Origin of the sequence: Paenibacillus sp. EKM212P (genome assembly GCF_011066115.1) — a bacterium.
GTDB classification, from domain to species: Bacteria; Bacillota; Bacilli; order Paenibacillales; family Paenibacillaceae; genus Paenibacillus; species Paenibacillus polymyxa_B.
On sequence record NZ_JAAMNR010000001.1, the window covers coordinates 651,282 to 669,784 of the forward strand.

General features: G+C 47.3%; 16 protein-coding genes. 6 read left to right on the forward strand and 10 right to left on the reverse strand.

Annotation, left to right across the window (positions count from 1 at the left end):
- The first annotated feature begins 22 nt into the window (after positions 1-22).
- From G9G54_RS03080 to G9G54_RS03100, 5 genes are read left to right on the forward strand one after another with little or no spacing between them, the layout of a single operon-like run.
- Positions 23-1,177 (forward strand): YheC/YheD family endospore coat-associated protein, encoded by a 1,155-nt coding sequence (locus tag G9G54_RS03080; RefSeq protein ID WP_165175995.1) that lies wholly within the window; start codon positions 23-25, stop codon positions 1,175-1,177.
- 12 nt (positions 1,178-1,189) lie between these two features.
- Positions 1,190-2,560 carry a YheC/YheD family endospore coat-associated protein gene (locus G9G54_RS03085; protein WP_061831703.1) on the forward strand — a complete coding sequence of 457 codons (1,371 nt, stop codon included), beginning with the start codon at positions 1,190-1,192 and terminating at the stop codon, positions 2,558-2,560.
- Positions 2,557-3,666, forward strand: coding sequence for a YheC/YheD family endospore coat-associated protein (locus G9G54_RS03090; protein WP_165175997.1), 1,110 nt, complete (start codon positions 2,557-2,559; stop codon positions 3,664-3,666). The genes G9G54_RS03085 and G9G54_RS03090 overlap by 4 nt, the downstream gene beginning before the upstream one ends.
- A gap of 16 nt (positions 3,667-3,682) precedes the next feature.
- Positions 3,683-4,198, forward strand: coding sequence for a GNAT family N-acetyltransferase (locus G9G54_RS03095; protein WP_061831701.1), 516 nt, complete (start codon positions 3,683-3,685; stop codon positions 4,196-4,198).
- Positions 4,180-5,370, forward strand: a complete 1,191-nt coding sequence (locus G9G54_RS03100) for a YheC/YheD family endospore coat-associated protein (RefSeq protein WP_165175999.1) — start codon at positions 4,180-4,182, stop codon at positions 5,368-5,370. Before G9G54_RS03095 ends, G9G54_RS03100 begins: the two co-directional genes overlap by 19 nt.
- 102 nt (positions 5,371-5,472) lie before the next feature.
- On the opposite strand, the gene G9G54_RS03105 is transcribed toward G9G54_RS03100, so the two are convergent.
- From G9G54_RS03105 to G9G54_RS03115, 3 genes are all read right to left on the reverse strand, one after another.
- The gene (locus G9G54_RS03105; protein ID WP_165176001.1) at positions 5,473-6,174 is read right to left on the reverse strand and encodes an HAD hydrolase-like protein; all 702 of its coding nucleotides are present in this window, start codon (positions 6,172-6,174) and stop codon (positions 5,473-5,475) included.
- An 84-nt stretch (positions 6,175-6,258) separates the two neighbouring features.
- Positions 6,259-6,921: a class I SAM-dependent methyltransferase gene (locus G9G54_RS03110; RefSeq protein ID WP_165176003.1), complete on the reverse strand. Its 663-nt coding sequence runs from the start codon at positions 6,919-6,921 to the stop codon at positions 6,259-6,261.
- Positions 6,922-6,946: 25 nt separating this feature from the next.
- Positions 6,947-9,754 (reverse strand): bifunctional glycosyltransferase/class I SAM-dependent methyltransferase, encoded by a 2,808-nt coding sequence (locus G9G54_RS03115; RefSeq protein WP_165176005.1) that lies wholly within the window; start codon positions 9,752-9,754, stop codon positions 6,947-6,949.
- 430 nt (positions 9,755-10,184) lie between these two features.
- Between G9G54_RS03115 and G9G54_RS03120 the strand changes: the two genes are divergently transcribed.
- Entirely contained in the window at positions 10,185-11,258 is a 1,074-nt protein-coding gene (locus G9G54_RS03120) for a glycosyltransferase (protein ID WP_165176007.1), read from the forward strand.
- Between the two features lie 271 nt (positions 11,259-11,529).
- Here the strand turns inward: G9G54_RS03120 and G9G54_RS03125 are convergent, their stop codons facing one another.
- The 7 genes from G9G54_RS03125 to G9G54_RS03155 form a co-directional block, all read right to left on the reverse strand.
- Complete coding sequence (locus G9G54_RS03125) at positions 11,530-12,099, reverse strand: manganese catalase family protein (RefSeq protein WP_061831696.1); 570 nt, start codon at positions 12,097-12,099, stop codon at positions 11,530-11,532.
- Positions 12,100-12,132: 33 nt separating this feature from the next.
- Positions 12,133-12,582 carry a spore coat protein CotJB gene (locus tag G9G54_RS25955; RefSeq protein ID WP_269465968.1) on the reverse strand — a complete coding sequence of 150 codons (450 nt, stop codon included), beginning with the start codon at positions 12,580-12,582 and terminating at the stop codon, positions 12,133-12,135.
- Between the two features lies 1 nt (position 12,583).
- Complete coding sequence (locus tag G9G54_RS03135) at positions 12,584-12,808, reverse strand: spore coat associated protein CotJA (RefSeq protein ID WP_165176009.1); 225 nt, start codon at positions 12,806-12,808, stop codon at positions 12,584-12,586.
- A 261-nt stretch (positions 12,809-13,069) separates the two neighbouring features.
- Positions 13,070-14,398, reverse strand: coding sequence for a hemolysin family protein (locus G9G54_RS03140; protein WP_165176011.1), 1,329 nt, complete (start codon positions 14,396-14,398; stop codon positions 13,070-13,072).
- Positions 14,399-14,414: 16 nt separating this feature from the next.
- A complete protein-coding gene (yfkAB, locus tag G9G54_RS03145) occupies positions 14,415-15,545 on the reverse strand; it encodes a radical SAM/CxCxxxxC motif protein YfkAB (RefSeq protein WP_023987890.1) in 1,131 nt (376 codons plus the stop codon).
- Positions 15,546-15,642: 97 nt separating this feature from the next.
- Positions 15,643-16,803 carry an HD-GYP domain-containing protein gene (locus G9G54_RS03150; protein WP_165176013.1) on the reverse strand — a complete coding sequence of 387 codons (1,161 nt, stop codon included), beginning with the start codon at positions 16,801-16,803 and terminating at the stop codon, positions 15,643-15,645.
- Positions 16,757-18,211, reverse strand: coding sequence for a bifunctional metallophosphatase/5'-nucleotidase (locus G9G54_RS03155; RefSeq protein WP_165176015.1), 1,455 nt, complete (start codon positions 18,209-18,211; stop codon positions 16,757-16,759). Before G9G54_RS03155 ends, G9G54_RS03150 begins: the two co-directional genes overlap by 47 nt.
- Positions 18,212-18,503 lie beyond the last annotated feature (292 nt).

Below are 18,503 nucleotides of genomic sequence, written 5' to 3' on the forward strand. Positions count from 1 at the left end.
GCTGCTAAAGGAGCTGTTGTCGGTGTCTCTTGTTGTGCCAGGCACGCTGGGCGTGCTTGTTAGCCGGAATCAGGCCGCCACTCCCCCTATTACCGAAGCCGATTTTTGCCGCAGGCTAAGTCTGTTGGGCAGGCGCTCTGGTCTTAGCGTAATGGCGTTTACCGCCGAAGGAGTTTCACCTGAAGATCACTCCATACGAGGTTATGTTTACCGTAACGGATTATGGACATCCGGCCGCTTTCCGTTGCCGGACATTGTGTATAACCGCTGTCTCCATGTTCACGAGAGCCAGAATGTCAGGCGCACACTGGAAGATATGGCGGAGCAAAAATCGCGCAAGCTCATCTACTGGTCGCGTAACTTACCTGGCAAGTGGCAGGTGTATCGCGCTTTACATGCGGTAGATAAAGTGCGTCCCTTTGTGCCGCCTACGGCGCCATACCGGGACACGATCCAGCTTGTGGAATGGCTACGACGCCATTCGGAGCTGTTTATGAAGCCACAGACCGGAACACATGGCAAGAGCACACTGTATCTCCGGCTGGCAGAAGGAGGCCAAGGACTACTTGTACAGGGTAGAGACTCCCGTAACCGCCCGTTCCGGCGCTTGTTTTTTGAATTGGATGCAGGATTGTCATGGGTCCACGGAATTGCACACAAACGCGCTTATATCGTGCAGCCTTATTTGAAATTAACAAGCCAAAGCAATCATCCCTTTGATGTTCGCGCACTCATGCAAAAGGATGGCAACGGCTATTGGCGCCTGACGGGCTTTGCCGTAAGAGAAGGCAGACAAGGAACTCTGACTTCTAATCTTCACGGTGGGGGCGAAGCCCATCCAGCTGAGCCTTACCTTCGTGAACAATTTGGCGCGGACACCACGCGTCTCATCATCAGGCAGATGATGGCGCTGTCCTTGACCATTACCAGGGCGCTGGAGGAACGTTATGGCCGCCTTGGCGAGTTGGGAATTGATTACGGTATTGACCGGAGCGGGAACATCTGGCTATTGGAGGTTAATTCCCGACCTGGCCGGGCCTCCTTTTTTCAGACCCGTCAGCCAGAGTGCGCTTTCCAGTCGGTCAACCGCCCGCTCGAATATGCTCGATATTTAATGACCCATTCCAAAGCGACAGGGCCAAAGGGCGCGGGCGCCTCCCTTGAACATACGGTATAGGAGGATAAACAGATGAGTTTAACGCATTGCAATGTGCATTTCTCACAGCAGCCCGACAAGGTGGCGTATATATCCACTTCCTTGTTGAAAAGCCTTAAATTATCCGGAGCCAAGTCCGTACGTCTGCGGCTCGGTAAGGATCAGATTCCCGCTACAGTAAAACCAATTCAGAAGGCGGGACGCCATCTATACTTGACCTCGGGCTTACGTAATGCAATCCGTGTTCCCAAAAGCGGGGCCATCTATTTGCGAAATCTGGATGGGGATATACAGCTAGGGCCGTTGATTGGCGTGCTGTCTGACGGTACCAACTCCACCACTCGCCCTTTCGGATCACGCACAGGCTTTATTAAGCAACTGCTAAAGGAAGGCAGCAAAAAATCTTATATTTTTGCCTTCACCCCTCGGGATATTAACTGGCAAAATGATACGATTAACGGCTATTTTCTGTCTTCCAGCGGGGAATTCACACGTAAACTTGTACCTTTGCCGGACGTGATCTATAACCGTTTGCCGAGCCGTCGATCTGATTTTTCCCCGGCGATCAATCAACTACGCGAACGCTTTTCCCGCAAACGAATTCCCTTCTTTAACTGGAGCTTTTTCAATAAGTCCGATATCTATAATCTGCTGGAAAATAATCCAGATGTTAACCGCTATGTCCCTGAATCATATATGAATCCCAGCTCTGAACGTATCCGAGGTATGTTGGAGCGACATCAATTTGCTTATTACAAGCCAAGTGGAGGCAGCCTCGGTAAAGGAATCTACCGTCTGTCCCATGTTCCCAAGCAAGGCTATTTTGTGAGGTACCGTAAGAAAAATAGCAATGTATTGCTAAAATTCACCTCTTTTAACTCCATGCTCAGGATGCTTCACTCCAATCAGGGACAGATGTTAAAGGGTTACGTCATTCAACAGGGTATCCAGCTGATCGAGATTGACAATTGCCCAATTGATTTCCGGTTTCACATGCATAAAAATGGAAATAATCAGTGGGTCGTCGTCGGCATTGGAGCCAAAAAAGCCGGACGCGGCAGTGTCACGACCCACATCAAAAACGGCGGCTCCCTTATGACACCTGAACAGGCGTTGAACCGGGTATTCGGAGACCGGGCGGGTGAAGTGCTTCAACGTGCCAAAAACGTAGCAGTTACGCTCGCAGAAGCCATTGAACACCATCACCAGCATCTACTGGGTGAAATCGGTTTTGATCTGGGTATTGATCAGGATGAAAAGGTATGGATGTTTGAAGCCAACTCCAAGCCAGGCCGATCCATTTTTCAGCATCCATCGTTGCGTGCGGAGGGTAAAGCATCCGTGGAGCATATTTTGGACCACTGTCTTTACCTCAGTAAATTCCGCAGAAAAGAGGAACTATGAATACCCGGGCGGAGCATAAGCCAGTCGTTGCTGTATTGACAGTGCACGACGAAGAACAATTCTTCAAGGGCAATCAGCGCAATTTCAGGGATATTCTTGAAACGGGAACACGGATGGGCTATCAGGTGTACATTGTTACCGTCAGGGACCTGAAACTGGCAGACGAAACGGTTAAGGGCTACGTTTTCAACAAGAGCTTACAGACGTGGGAGGAACAGAATTTTCCACCTCCACAGGTCATTTATAATCGCATCCCCAATCGTAATTATGAACTTAAAACCTCTGTGCGCACAAAGTTGGATGAAATTTCACATGCTTCAGGCATTGAGCTGTACAATCCAGGCTTTTTTAACAAATGGGAACTGTTCAAGTGGTTGCGTACCTCGGAAACCACTCGTCAGCTTGTTCCGGCAACCAAACGGTTAAGCAACCTGTCTTCCTTAGGAAAAATGCTGTCTGCGTATCCATACCTGTATCTCAAACCGGAAAACGGTAAGGCCGGAAAAGGGATTATGATTCTTAAATTCCGCCCAGAACATCTAATGGCTTACAGACTGACCATTCAGCATGACAAAAAAAGTGTAACCTACAGATCTGTATCGCTATCCCGGCTGTGGGGACGTATCCGCCGGGAAGCGGGCAACTCGCCTTATATCATTCAACAGGGTATCGATCTGGCAACCTATCAGAAAAAACCCTTCGACCTGCGTATCCTGGTACAAAAAAATATCCGCGGCTCCTGGAGTATAACCGGGGTCGGTGCCAGACTGGCAGGTAAAGGGAGCATTACCACACATGTCCCGCGTGGCGGGAGTGTAGAGGACCCGTTCAAGCTACTGTCCTCACTGTTTGGGCCTGAGGACAGCACGGATCTACTGAACAAAGTTAAAAGTACGGCCATACAGATTGCACGTCAAATTGAACGCGCATCCGGTCTTTCCCATGGCGAAATGTCCATGGATTTGGGCGTGGATACGCTCGGAACCCTCTGGTTTTTTGAAGCCAATGCCAAACCGATGAAATTTGACGAGCCGGAAATCCGCCAAAAGTCGCTTAGACGCATATTCCAGTACAGCTCCTTTTTGGCCGGACGAATGAAATCATGATCAAGGAAGTGGAATCATGCCGCAAATTAGCGATGTTCAACATTTGCCTGCCCGGAGCTGGCTGCTGAGACGACGACAGTTACTGTTTCTGGCCCGCAGCTCAGGGGGCATGCGCATTACTCGTAATGCTCTGCGGCAGTTGGCTGTTTTGACGCCGGAGCAATTGAACACCCCTGGTTCCTCCCTCCTGTGCGCATATGTGCGCACGGAGAAGGGGCTGCGGATTGCGGGATTTTCCCTCGCTCTGAATTACGGGAAGGATGCTTGCATCGTAATTGTTCGTCCGCTTTACCGGGGCCGCAGACTGGGCGCTAGACTGCTGTCCGCCCAGCTCAAACAGCTGCGCCGTCTGACGTGCAGCGTAGCCGCCGACAATATGGCCAGTCTCAAAACCTGTTTCCGCGCTGGACTGGTTGCGCATGAAATGACGACTGGACCGACCGGGAAACCCACGCTGATATTTCACGGGGAGTTATCCCAAGATAAGCAGACGGCAGAGGAAGGTGGAATGCTGTGCCAAAACCTGTCCTAGGCATCATGACCTTGTATTTAAACAACAAGAAGCAATTGGAGGAACGTGATATATATGAGCGCATGATTGCAGAAGGGAAAAGACTGGGACTGGATATGTATGTATTTACTCCAGCAGATGTCCATAAGGATCGCAGGCTGCTCCTTGCCCAAATCTATGATCCACATAGCGGAAAATGGAGCCGAAAGTGGCGAGAGTTCCCAGATATGATTTTCGACCGTTGCCGAGTACAGCGCAGTGAACGATATCGTCAGTTAAAGCAGTTTCGATTGCAGTATACAGACCTTGTATATTTAAACCGACCGCTGAGTAACAAGTGGGTCATTCATCAGCAGCTTGCGAGAAGGTCTGCCTTTCGCCCCCATTTGCCTGCAACAGAGCTGTTCAATGGATTTCATAGTGTAAAACGGATGCTCAAACAGAATTCATTAGTGTACCTCAAGCCGATTAACGGTACGGGAGGACGCGGCATTTTACGTATTGAACCTGTTAACAAGCAAGGGGGCCTGTATCTGATTGAAGGCCGCAATCGCAAACGCCATATTATTCCCCAGCAGCGGGTACGTCTAGACCGTCTGGAGCCGCGTCTGAGCAGCTGGAACATGGATAACTACATTGTTCAGGAAGGCATTCCTGTGCAGTTGCCGAATGGCAGGGTCCATGATTACCGTATGCTGGTGCAGAAAAATAGCCAAGGAGTATGGGAGCTAACCGGATGCGCCGGGCGAATCGGGGCACATCGGAGTGTCACTTCCAACCTGCATGGTGGAGGCAAGGCGGTACCGATGAACCAATTGCTGACGCAATGGATTCGTGATGAGGGCCGTAGAGAGAAAATCATCAAGCAGGGGGAAAAACTCGGACTGGACATCGCTGCGTATCTGGAAGAAAGCTACGGGGCATTGTGCGAGCTTGCGCTCGATTTGGCAATTAATAAGGACGGTCATATATACGTGCTGGAAGTCAACCCGAAACCAGCCCGCGAGGTATTTTCACGTATTGGAGAAAAAGATACCTATCGCCGTTCCATCGCCAAGCCCATGGAATATGCCTTATGGGTCTACCACACACAAATTAATCCAAAGCCTCAGACGGACTACAAAACAGAAGATAAAACAGAAGATAAAGCAGAGAGTAAGACTGAGAATAAGACAAAGGAAGGCTCCGCGTAAAGTGGCTGCCTTCCTTTCTTTTTCGTCTGCCCGACAGTGCTAGCATGTTTTAATTATATGGTACGTCAAGCCTATTTATAACCAATAACCTATGTTTCACAGTTACTCGGCGTTTTTATAAAGTTTAAGCAGTTGCGTAAAGTCCGTAATAATCGCATCAGACCCCTTCAACTCATCGTTTACGCCAAATCCAGCATAAGCACAACCGATCACCGTCTGTCCGTTCTTTTTGCCTGCTTCCACATCTGAGGAGCGATCTCCTACCATCCATACATTCGAAATATCGTGCTTGCTCAACAGAATTTCCAGCAAATTCACTTTGGAAAGCGTGCTGTACTCCCCAGCGCTGTACAGTCCTTCAAAAATGGGAACCATTTCATACGCAGCAGCGATCCCCTTTACATAATCCTCCAGCCCGTTGCTGGCTACGAACAATCGGACACCTTGCTCATGAAGGGACTGGAGTGTTTCTTTTACATGTGGATACAGGGCATGACTTCCGCTCTTCAATCCCTCCAGCTCCAGCTGAAGCAGCAGCTCGTCCGCTCTTCTGTGGGCCGCTTCGCTGGCTTCCGGCATCACTCTTCTCCAGATTTCATCCAGCAACATACCCAAACTATTCAAAATAAGCTCCTCGGGAGGAGTCTCTCCTTCATAAAGCCCTTCGGCGCGCAGCGTATCAAACAGCTTGTGGTACGCAGGAAGCAATAGCGTCTCCGTCTGAAAAAGTGTACCGTCCATATCAAATACCATAGCCTCAGGTTTCTTCAACACAGGTGCATTGTTCATGTAGTTATCAGTCATTCCTTTCCTATGTAGGTTTACAACTCTAACCCCTCTCATGATAAGCAATAAGAGAGGTCCGTGTAAACCTCATTGCGCATACCGCTAACTCTTATATTTTTTTAAAACAGTCCTAAAACAATGCAGACCGCCCCACATATCCGTGTGTAAAGCACCCCGTGGAAGCTTGAGATCCACACCATTCCAATACGAAAATCCCGCCTGCTCTATCCATTGCTCCATCGCTGATAAGTCCACTGTAGGATAATCAAACGTCAGCAGAAGCATTCCGTCATCCCGTAAAGTCCGGTGAAATTCACGTAAGGCTGCCAAAGATTCATCAGGCGTTAAATGCTCCAGTACCGAGATACATACAATTTTGTCAAAACTGGCATCTTCATAGGGTAGAGCCGTCAGATTGGCATGTGCGGAGTGGAGACGAACTGGTAAAATCTCCTGAATGCGCTCGGCAGCCTCCTCTCCGATATCCCGCCGCACCTCGGCCAAAATGGCATCCACGGAAACGATCCGTATATCCAGATCGCAGGCATAGACCTCAGCGCAACGGCGGGCCAACTCAAATTTGAATGGATGAGGGATTCCACATGCTGCGTCCAGTACTGTATCTTGCCCAGACATAAATTGGAGACACCACTCATACTCATAGGGGCGACTCCACCAGCTTTGGGGGAGTCTGTAAATCATGTTGGAGGAGTTGGGGTCAGAATATACAAAAAAGCGAGACAGATACGGATCAGACATGTTCATGGATACTGCCTCCTTTTGGGGATGACTAAATTACCCTTGCGACACAGCACAGTTCATGACCCCGTTTCTCGCCTTGAAGTTTGGCCAACAATCCCATTTGCTCCGTAAGGGTAAGCTCACCGTACAAAGGATGGGCTTGCAGCAAGGCATCTAAACCAGAGGGAAGCTGGCGGGTGAACAAAGCCACCGAGCGCAAGCCGGACTTTGCCAGTAAGAGCGCAAGCGTATGCTCAGAATAATGATACAAATGATCTTCCTCCGTAAATAAAGGCGAGTAAACGCCATAAGCCTCATTGGTGAACGAATTTTTGTTGGGCACCGTAATATAGATCGTCCCGTCAGGTTGAAGCTGTTCGCGTAAATCTGTCAAAAATGCAACTGGGTCCGCAATATGCTCCAGCACATGCCAGCATGCTACGGCCTCGTATTTGTGATCCAGTGGTAAATCAGTATCTTCTTCTGCTTCTTGTGCTTCATTCAATTCCTGTATTTCATGTGCTTCTTCGGTTTGAGTATCTTCTTCGGCTTCATCGCCCCAGTAACCCGGCAATAAATCCACGTCATATTTGTATTTGGCGTAAGCACGCGAGTCTATGGAAGGTTCAATGCCCACTGCATCCCATCCGGCTTGAAGGGCAGCATGGATAAATTCTCCGGTACCTGATCCAATCTCAAGCAATTTTCCTTTACCGGTACTGAACATATCCAGCAGCATGAGTCCAAAAAGGGCATGATCTCCATAAGTTGACGCTGCTGCACTATCCCGCATAGCAACCCATTCGGCATTATAAATCTCTGTAATCATATCTTCTGGCTGTATATGATCCACATCATTACGAAAAACCAATCCGCAGGAGCCGCATCCCATCAAGGTAAAGCGTTCATAGCTATGAAATACTGCCGTGTCAGATGAGCCACACAGTTTGCATTTACTATAAAGTAAGTCCTTGGCTTCACTTTTTATTTGCAGATCGGAATTATTAATAACCTGGACACTCGAAATCTCGGCAACATCCATGTCGTTCACCTGGTGAGCAGCTTCATATTCTGGTGCAGTTTCTTTTTCTACATTTATGTTGTCCTGATCTACCCAGAGCGTGAGTCGGGGGTTCGGGTCCAAAATAGATTCATATTGCTCTTTCCAGCCATAACGAGCACTTGGATCAAGCAACTGGTACCGCTGAAATTTGGCCATGCGAATAGCATGTGTATACCATCCCCAATGCTGGATGCGGTAGTTGCTGATTTCACTTGGTAGGTCAAGCACATTTTCGGGAAATCTCCCACAGTGCAAGGACTGCTCCTTCCATTTATAAGGGAACCCTTCCTTATATCGAATTAAAAAAGGACGGTAATACTGATGAGCCTGCCAATAATCATCATCGCGGTAATGCGTGGAAGACCACATATCAAACAACCTGAAACAAATCGTATCCGCTTTCGTTCCCGCTAACAACGAATGTACCCCTTGAGCAAAACGGGATTCGAACATTTCGTCAGCGTCCATGTTTAATATCCATTCGGGAGAGGAAGCCAACGTCTCTCTCCACTGCTGCTTACGCAGCTCTAATTCATTGGTAAAAGAAGCTGTTTCATTGCGTATTAAACGCAGTGGGATTCCCTTTAGGATCTCACGGCACAACTCTCCGCTATCATCCTGACTGCCATCATCAATAATGACTGCTTCATCAATATATTCCCGATGACTCCGCAGCACGTCAATGAGCTTGCGATCTGCCTCATTGTATACCGTCATAGTCAGCGTCAATTTGGGTTTGGAGACAGGCGGCGTATGAAGTTCACTTTGTCGTGGACCAGAGAATGTTTGTGGTACAGCAAAAGAATCTGCAGTGTACTTGGCAAAGACAGCTGACTCACGGAGATCATACGGTATAACAGGAGGTTCAGGGAACTTAGAGGGACTTGATGATGCAGAACGATTGAAGGCAGGAGAGTTAGTAGGAGTATCGGAGTGATCCAGATATGCTAAATGTTCTGAATGGTCCGTATGAACAGCACTCGTTGTAAAATACTTTAGGGCGAATAGTAGCTGCTCTGCTTTCATTCGGTCCGCTTCCCGGTACAGATGCATCGCCGGGTAGTGTGTATCCACAAAAAGTTGAAATCCATATGCAGCTGCTCGAATACAAAAATGTCGATCTTCTCCCCAATAGGAAACGTTTTTGATTTTACCAAAGTGAATCCCTGCTTCCAGTGCACGTCTACGGATTAGGGTGCAAGCGCCTAGACCACCCACCTCGTACAAACCAGGAACATGCAATTGGTGTATGAAATGCAACTCGCGTTGTGCTCTCTCCTCTGCCGACAACACTTCGCCTTCTTCACGATGGAACAAATTATATTCATCACTAACCCACACCTGAGGCAATAGAGGCCCCTCCGGCTGCCAGCGTGTCCAGAAAATCTCAGATACAATATCCTTCTCCGCCTCCACCAGCTTACATAAGGTACGGGAATGAAGAATTAGGTCAGAATCGACCAAAAACAGCGCGTCATAATTATGTTGAAGTGCATAATCAATAAGACGATTTTTAAAGCCAGCCACTTTCCAGACGAGGGCAGGCGGCCAATAATGAGTGTGCTCATCACTTCGATTCTCTACTTGCTGTGAGCCTGTCAACAAGGGTAAAACCCTGCCCGGCAGCCGATTGGAAAAATCGGCAAGCCATTGGCTTGAAGTCGGATTGTCATTATCATCGACAAATAAATAATCCGGCAGCACGTCAGGTGCCTCCAGTCGCTCCAAAGCTTGAAGAAATAAAGACAATATTTCCGGCTTCTGGTGCACCGGGCTACCGATTAGTATACGCATGATTCAACGCCTCCATCAGGTAGAAGCCTCATAAACCGTTCTCCCTCCATGTCCTAAGACATACCATAATTGCGACCAAGCGATATGGGAGTGAACGTAGTATGAATGGACTTACACCTGGAAATATCAATGAAAACGACATCAATACAAAAATACAATCTTACCCTCCAGTTAACTGCCTTTTTTTCTGTTACCGGTTTTCTAACTACATTTAGCCATCAAATTTATTTCCCGGTCGCACTTGATAATATCGAATTTTGCACAATCTCCTCCTCTTCATATCAGACTTTGATTTTCTAATTTATTAGAGCAAGATTGAATTTATGATCATCACACATCCTCTAAACGATCCATAGGAATTACTACATAATGAGCAAGCTATCCTAATAAAATGGAGATTATACCAAGTTTTTTGGGGGGGACAAAGAGCATGGTAACTGTCAGCTTATGTATGATTGTCAAAAACGAAGAAGAAGCCCTTCATACCTGTCTGAAATCAGTCCATGACCTAGTAGATGAAATCATTATCGTTGATACTGGTTCTACCGACAGAACCCAAGAGGTCGCTGCATCATTCAATGCTCGGGTATACAATTTTGAATGGTGCGATGATTTCTCCGCAGCCCGCAATTATGCGTTTGATCAGGCAACACAGGAATATCAATTTTGGCTGGATGCTGATGACATCCTAGAGGAGCAAGATCGACTGGCATTTCTCGACTGGAAAAAACAAGCCACCGTCTCGTATGACAGCATTACGATGGATTATGTACTATCTGTAGATGAACAGGGGCAGCCGCTGCATAAGCTCAAAAGAAACCGAATTGTGCGGCGTGATCGTAGATTCAGATGGATCGGCTTTGTGCACGAATTCCTGAATGTGACTGGCAGCACCTTTCACAGCAATATGGCAGTGACTCATAAAAAGACACGTACCTACACTGACCGTAATTTACATATTTATCTCCAGCACCGGGAGAAAGGCACTGCATTTTCTGAGCGAGATCACTACTACTTCGCTAATGAACTATATGATAACGGACGCATACTAGAAGCCATCCAGCAGTACGAACACTATCTGGGGCTCGATCAAGGATGGATTGAGGATCGGATTGCTGCTTGCTTTAAGCTAGCAGATTGCTACGCTCACCAGGGTCAAAAACAGGAGCAGCGTATGGCACTGCTTCGCACACTCAACCTTGATGTACCACGCGCCCAGTTCTGCTGTGCCTTTGGCAATTTGTTCATTGAAGATGAGCAGTATACTCAAGCCATTTACTGGTTTCGTCAGGCGACGCTGATCGAGCCCCCACAAGATGTGATGGCCTTAACCAATTCGTCGTACTATACCTGGTTTCCACACTTGCAATTATGCCTGTGTTACGACCGAATCGGCGACATTGAAAAGGCAAAATCGCATCATCGCATAGCTCAGTTGCACCATCCTACTCATCCAAGTGTTTTATATAACGAGCAATATTTTGCACAGCTAGAACAAAAATAAGTTTTCTGTCGGTGGTTATGGAATTTTCTCCTTTGATGTGGCTGCCTATTTAAATATTGAGGAAGGCTATCCTCTGCTTTGTATTAAAACACAGTTTCTAGTCCAGACGGCCAAAAAATCCATCGTTCCAAGCAATTCATATTAGGGGATAGGTGAATGTAAAAAAATAAAGAAGGGCCACCTGCACTTGAGGCTTGCAGATGGCCTTTCCTATTTGTAATAATATATAGAACAAGCTAACAATTTAAACCGTTGATGGTATAAAACTTTCTTAGAAGACTTTCTTCCGGTCTCTTTCCCCCTTCAAAATTTCCACTGACTCACGGAAACGCAGCGAATGAATCACTTCACGTTCACGCAAAAACTTCAGACTATCCTGCAAATCCACATCGTCTGTCAGATCAATCAGCCACTGATATGTAGCTCGAGCCTTTTCCTCTGCCGCTATGTCCTCATATAGATCGGCAATCGGGTCGCCTTTGGCTTGAATATAGGCCGCTGTAAAAGGAACACCGCCGGCGTTTTGATAATATAGCGCATGATCGTGCGCCGCGTAATATTCCCCTAGCCCAGCTGCCTTCATTTGCTCCACGCTCGCATCCTTGGTCAGCTTATAAATCATAGTCGCAATCATTTCAAGGTGCGCAAATTCCTCCGTGCCTATGTCGTTCAGTACGCCAATTACCTTATCGGGAATCGTATAGCGCTGATTCAGATAGCGCAATGCCGCTGCCAGTTCGCCATCCGCTCCACCATACTGCTCCATAAGCAGTTTGGCCATATGAGGATCACATTTGCTGACACGTACGGGATATTGCAGTTTTTTCTCATATACCCACATTCATGTTCCTCCTTTATAAAAGGTTATACCTACCTAGACCTGCCACGGCCAAGGGGATTGACTCCACTCCCAAGGATACTTGGAATAGGCACGGCCAAAATTTTGTAAAGGCCCATATAGCATCTGATACTCATTAGCAATCGCCGTTCTTTCCTGCGTCAGCTTATTGAACTGTTCGATAGCCTGTAAATCATCTGGGTGCGTATCCAGATACAAATTCAGCTCCACCAACACAAAATCCACCGCTTGGAGCTTCTCCAGCAATGCATAAAACTGGGCATCAACTGGCTTGGTTTGGGGCGTGCAGCCTTGGGCCGGGTTTCCGGCTTGACTATAGCCCTGAGTTTGGTTCTGATACTGGTTCTGGTATGGATACGGATTTGAATAAGGGCTTTGATATGGATTCGGCTGTTGCTGCCCGCTCTCATGCTGATTTTGCTGCTGGAATTGGAATGGGGACTGACCCTGATTTGGATTCTCCATTCTATTCGCCTCCCCCCTGGTTTCTCCTAGGCTCATAAGGGCTGTAAAGCAAAGGCCATAGCGTTCCCTTCGTCAGCGCCTCATCTGGACTGAATTGTGGTAGACCAGGGGGCTGAAATTGTATAAACAAGTTTGGCGGAAGCACATAAGTCTTACACAGAACGGGCGGACACGGATCGAACGGGCCGACAAACGGGACATACTCACCTTGCTGTGGAAATTTCACGGGCCGGGACCTCCTTTGATTGATCCATCTGTTTTACTATTCAACATATGCCGCATCGCCCAAGTCTCGAACAAAAAATCACAGATAAAAATAATTGTTCAAGAAAATAACCATAGAACTATTTCTAATCAAAAAAGAGCCTTTAAAACCACGGTATGTGGATCTAAAAGCTCTTTCTTCAGCACTCTATAATAACTTACATACCTGAACTGATCTTACCTATATCTGTGGATTAGGAATCAATCGGTAGAAAGCTCATCTTCAACTCACAGGCTCAGGCTTGCGGTGAATCTTCACTCTCATTATGCGAAGCCTTGTTGCTTCCTCCACCTCAAAGGTAAGGTTATAAAACTCAATTTTCTTCCCTTTCACCGGAATGCCCTCCAATTCCTTGAACAGCCATCCCCCGATGGAATCCACCTCGTCGTCTTCAATGTTCACTCCAGTCAAATCATTGACATCCTCAATGAGCATACGACCGTCCACAGAGATGAAGTTCTCCTTCATTTCAACACTCGGGCGTTCATCCTCAAATTCATCATAGAGATCCCCGACGATTTCCTCCAAAATTTCCTCCGCTGTCAGCAGCCCGGCCGTTCCGCCGTACTCATCTACCACGAGAGTCATTTGGGAATGTTTTTTCTGCATAAGGCGTAGCACGTGACTCACTTCCATGGACTCCGGCACATTCAAAATAGGACGTACCACCGAAGCCAGATCCAGTTGCTCTCCCTGCTCAGCTAGCAGAAGATCCGTAATATGGACAAAACCGATAATCTGGTCTTTATCCTCAACCGCTACCGGGTAACGGGAATGCTTGGTCTCGCTGATGATCTTGAGATTTTCCTTAAACGACAAATTCGTATACAAACAATCCATATCTGTACGCGGCAGCATGATTTCTCGGGCAAGCAAGTCGGAAAAATCAAAAATATTATCCATCAGCTTAATTTCGTCCTTATCAATCACACCGCTTTTGGCGCTCTGATTCATCAATATACGAATCTCTTCCTCCGAATGAGCCGCCTCGGCTTCACTCGCCGGCTGAATGCCGAATGCACGCAACAGTAAGTTTGCCGCAGCATTCAATACCCAGATCACAGGCAGAAAGACCTTATAAAAAAGCAGCAATGGCGCCGATAAAAACAACGCCACACCTTCGGTCTTCTGAATCGCTAAGGACTTTGGCGCCAGTTCCCCTAATACGATATGCAAAAAGGTAATTACACAAAATCCGACGATAACAGATACCGTTGTAATCAGTGTACCGTCAGTTACACCGAGTTTGTGCATGAGTGGCTCTATCAGGTAGCCGGATATTGCTGGCTCTCCAATCCAACCCAAGCCCAATGAAGCCAGCGTAATGCCCAATTGGGTGGCGGACAGATAAGCATCCAACTTTTGGTTCACCTTCAGCGCATAGCCTGCCAGGCGATGACCCTCGCTTTGGAGCTGCGTCAATCGGGATTGGCGCATTTTGACCAGCGAAAATTCTGCGGCCACAAATACACCATTTAGAAAGACAAGCAGCAGTACCAAGAGGAGATTCACAGCTAGCAATCCCCAATGAAACTCGGTATGACCATCCAATACGAACTCCCCATTTCTATAGTTGTAATGCTTTTCTTGATTTAAAGTCTATTCCTTTGTAATACATATCCGCCACGAGCAGATTTGGTCCACAACAGGCAGCGGCATCACAATGACAGTTTACAGTCTGATTCAGCGGATGCTCATTCAGCCATTCACCAAAAATATCGTCCAGACTATCTTCCTGAATATTTCCGAAAGCCGGTATGTCTGCAAAATCTGTCACATACACGCTACCCGTGAACATATTCACATTCACACGGTTTCTTCCGTCCGGATCATTACGCACCGTAATATTCGGTTCCTGACGCAAGCGTCGAAGCAGTTTGCGGTCTTCTTCCCGATCCGAACAAGCAAAGAACGGTAATGTGCCAAACAACATCCACATGTCCTGATTACGTACATCCAGCAGCTTATGGATAGAGTTCCGCATGTCGTCGAGTGAAAGCACAGGCAAAGCAGAGGCAAAATTCGACGCGTACATTGGATGAACCTCATGCCGTCGGCATCCCATTTCGTTGATTAATTGATGAATGCCCTCCAGCTTCGTGTGTGTCCGATAGTTAATCATGGATTCAGCTGAAATGAACATCCCCATTTCACTCAATCTGCGGGCATTTTCCATCATTTTTTCATACAGGCGAACAGCACCCGCACGTGGAGTCGGTCGGCCGGTATTTGCAAAACCCACTTCATAAAAATCGTCCGCATTCAAATAGTTAAATGAAATATGCATCACATCCAGATAAGGAAGCATCTTCTCATATCTGCGAATATCTAACGTCAGATTGGAGTTGATTTGCGAGCGAATACCGCGCTCCTTGGCATATTTCAACAGTGGAACGATCACTTCATCCACTGTTTTATCGAGTAAGGCAGGTTCCCCGCCTGTAATACTGATCGTCTCCAGATGCTCGACTTCATCCAAACGCTTCAGCATTAGGTCTAGCGGAAGGAAAGGGGCCTCCTTCATAACCAGCATATCGCCAACAGCGCAATGCTCACAGCGCATATTACATAGATGCGTTACGGTCATCTCCACACTCGTAAGCAAATGACGACCATGTGTACGCAGTGAGACAATCGGGTCCCACGGATCATAGGTTGGCGATATTTGGGGTAGCGTGTTATTTTGTAGAACTGTCATTATGTTTTCACCTTATTTCTGTTATTAACCTCAAAAGACGTATAATTATCATATCATGATGTGTAAAGTGTCTGCATACTTTCTTCCACATCATCTGCTAATCTACGTGTACTCCTCCGAAAGGGGCGACAGTAGCACCCAATGTGTTTGTAATCATAACCGAGAGGGATACGGACAAATCCACATCATAAGGTGCCTTCACTTCCTGCCCATCCCGGTCCCTTACAATGCGAATGACGGGTCTTTGCGGGATTTTGGGATGTATACGCACTACGACCCCCTCTTCCCCCGTGTTGAGCATCACAGAGAGTCCCAGGGGGTAAATAGCTACACAGTCACGAAAGGCTTCCAGCATTCGCTGCTCATATAACGTTCCTGCCCCCGCGTACAGCACTTCCATCGCTTCATAGGGCAACAAAGCCTGTTTGTATATCCGACTTGCTGTCATTGCGTCGTACGAGTCGGCCAGACCGATCCATTTCGCATATTCGTGGATCTGGTCCTTTTTCCAACCGTGTGGGTATCCACTGCCGTCGATACGCTCATGGTGCTGTAATGCACAATGAGCCGACAATAAGGGAATACCAGGTTCGTCTTTGAGCAGCTTGTAGCCGATCACCGTGTGTGTTTTCATATGCTCATATTCCTCATCCGTCAATTTACCTGGCTTATAGAGTACTTGAGGTGAAATTTTCATTTTACCGATATCGTGCAGTAGTGAACCTATCCCCAGCTCCATGAGCTGGTTATTATCGTAGCCATTGGAAATTCCAAGTACTAGTGAATACAAACATACGTTCAAAGAATGATGATACAAATCCTGATCCGCGGCCCCAATATCCATCAACATAATGACGGCGTCCTGACGGCCTCCAATATCGTCCAGAATGGATTCCATCACCTTATAAAATGACTTGCCAAAATATTTGTGCTTATGATCTACGGAGTAGGATGATAAACCTTGAAACTGCTTTTTGATTTCCTGTAGCGCCGCGGCCCTTGTCTGTTCATGGATCATCTCAGGAATGACGATATCTTCTGTCACAGCATCCTCAATGTATACATATCCAATACCGACTTGGCCTAGACGTTCAATCAATCGCGAAGTAAGCTCAACACCTTCCGAGAGCAGCACCATTCCGTTTTCATTGTAAATTTTTTTGCCAAGCTTCATGCCGGCTCTCAATAACGTAACAGGTACCAGTCGCAGCTTAATCCTCTCCCGATTGTTTTGATACCTGAAGCCACCTAGCTGCAAAACATTCTTCCATCGCGCCCGGACGCTTCAACTCCATTTCAATCATATCCCGTAAAAATTCTGGAAGCATAAATCGGAGATCTGTTCCGTTCGCAAGCACCTCATAACCTGCTTTGAAAGTGAACATATCCAACGTGCCCACTGTGTATTCCTCATGCTCTTCCAAAGGTTGACCCGCTACACGAATGTCCGTCACTTTTTCATAAGGAGCACGGCCAGGGTCATACTGAATGGCCAAGCCTTCCACACACATCGTGCCAAGCACTTTGCCTCTGAAGCCAAACCCCGTCATGGGCTTGTCTGTAAATTCAGGCAGCAAGGACTGCTCCAGCGCCAACCGAATATCTCTTCCCCGCAACTTCATAACACAGGCATTAATCGGCGAAGGGCATAAGGAATGTAGTATTCCTTTGCTGATATCCCCTTGAGGTAATGGGCCGAGCAGTTGTCCCGCATTGACGAGGGCAATTTCTGTTCCTGTAAAATGGGACACCGCTTGTGCCAGCATATTCCCGAAAGGGGATTCCTGATCATATGCGATCTCCAGTTTCCGATCCGCCACCGCAACTGTGCTCTCCATGGCGCGCTCTGCTTGTCTGCGATGCACCACAATGGCCGATGCTACTTTTTCGTCCAGTAGTGTCTGATCCACAGGAACTACGCCGCCTGACGTGACTCGAAACGGTTCGAGGCTATTGTTACGACTTAGTGTCACTTCACCCAGCAGCGTTCCGAACTTACCCGCCCCACATAAAGCTGTTTTTCCGATCCAAAGCGGTTCCTCCAGCACATGATGGGTGTGACCTCCAAGGATAACGTCAATTTCAGGAAACTGTGACGCTAATTTTTTATCGGAAGGTAGACCCAGGTGCGACATCAAGACCAAAACATCAACCTGCTCTCTCAGTGCCGCGATCTGCTTCCCCAGCACCTCAAACGGATTGAGCACATCCCAACCCAGCAATTGATAAAACTCTACAAAAGGAGCCGTCACACCAAGTAAACCGACCTTGATTCCTGCTTTATCTACGATAAGGGATTCCTTCATCCACGAAGGGCTCATCCCCGTGGCACGCTCTGTCATATTGCCGCATACGACCGGACAATGAATGCCCGCATATGCCTGTTCAATCATATCCGGGGTAAAAGTCAGTCCCTCATTGTTACCGATCGTAATTGCATCGTATCCTGTTAGATTAATCACATCCACATTTGCCCCACCGAGCGTTCCTTCCGTTTCGGGGGCCATCCGGTCCATGTGGTCTCCTATGTCGAGCACAAGCAGCGCATCCCGTGATGCGGCTCTTCGTTCATCGATCATCGCGGCTATCGAAGGCATACTGCCAAAATGACTATGGATATCATTGGTATGCAAAATGGTCAACGTTTGCCGAATCGTCATCTCCATAACCGCCCTCCTCTATACTTTATATATATCGACTTTGGAGCTTCTAATGTTTAAGCATACCATGTTATTTAGCAATATGGTACATATGAGTGGACATAGTCCTTAAGCTTCGCTGTAGTCTCTGGGCAATCTCATATCCTAAACATAGTGAAAAGTATTGACGTTATCTACTGTAGGTATCTGATAGGAAACGGGTTCCTGGGACCTATTTTACAGCTTGGAATAATAGTAAATTAGTCGTTGTCATCCCATTTAATTCTTGATATATTAAGTTTGTTTCGTATTTTCGACA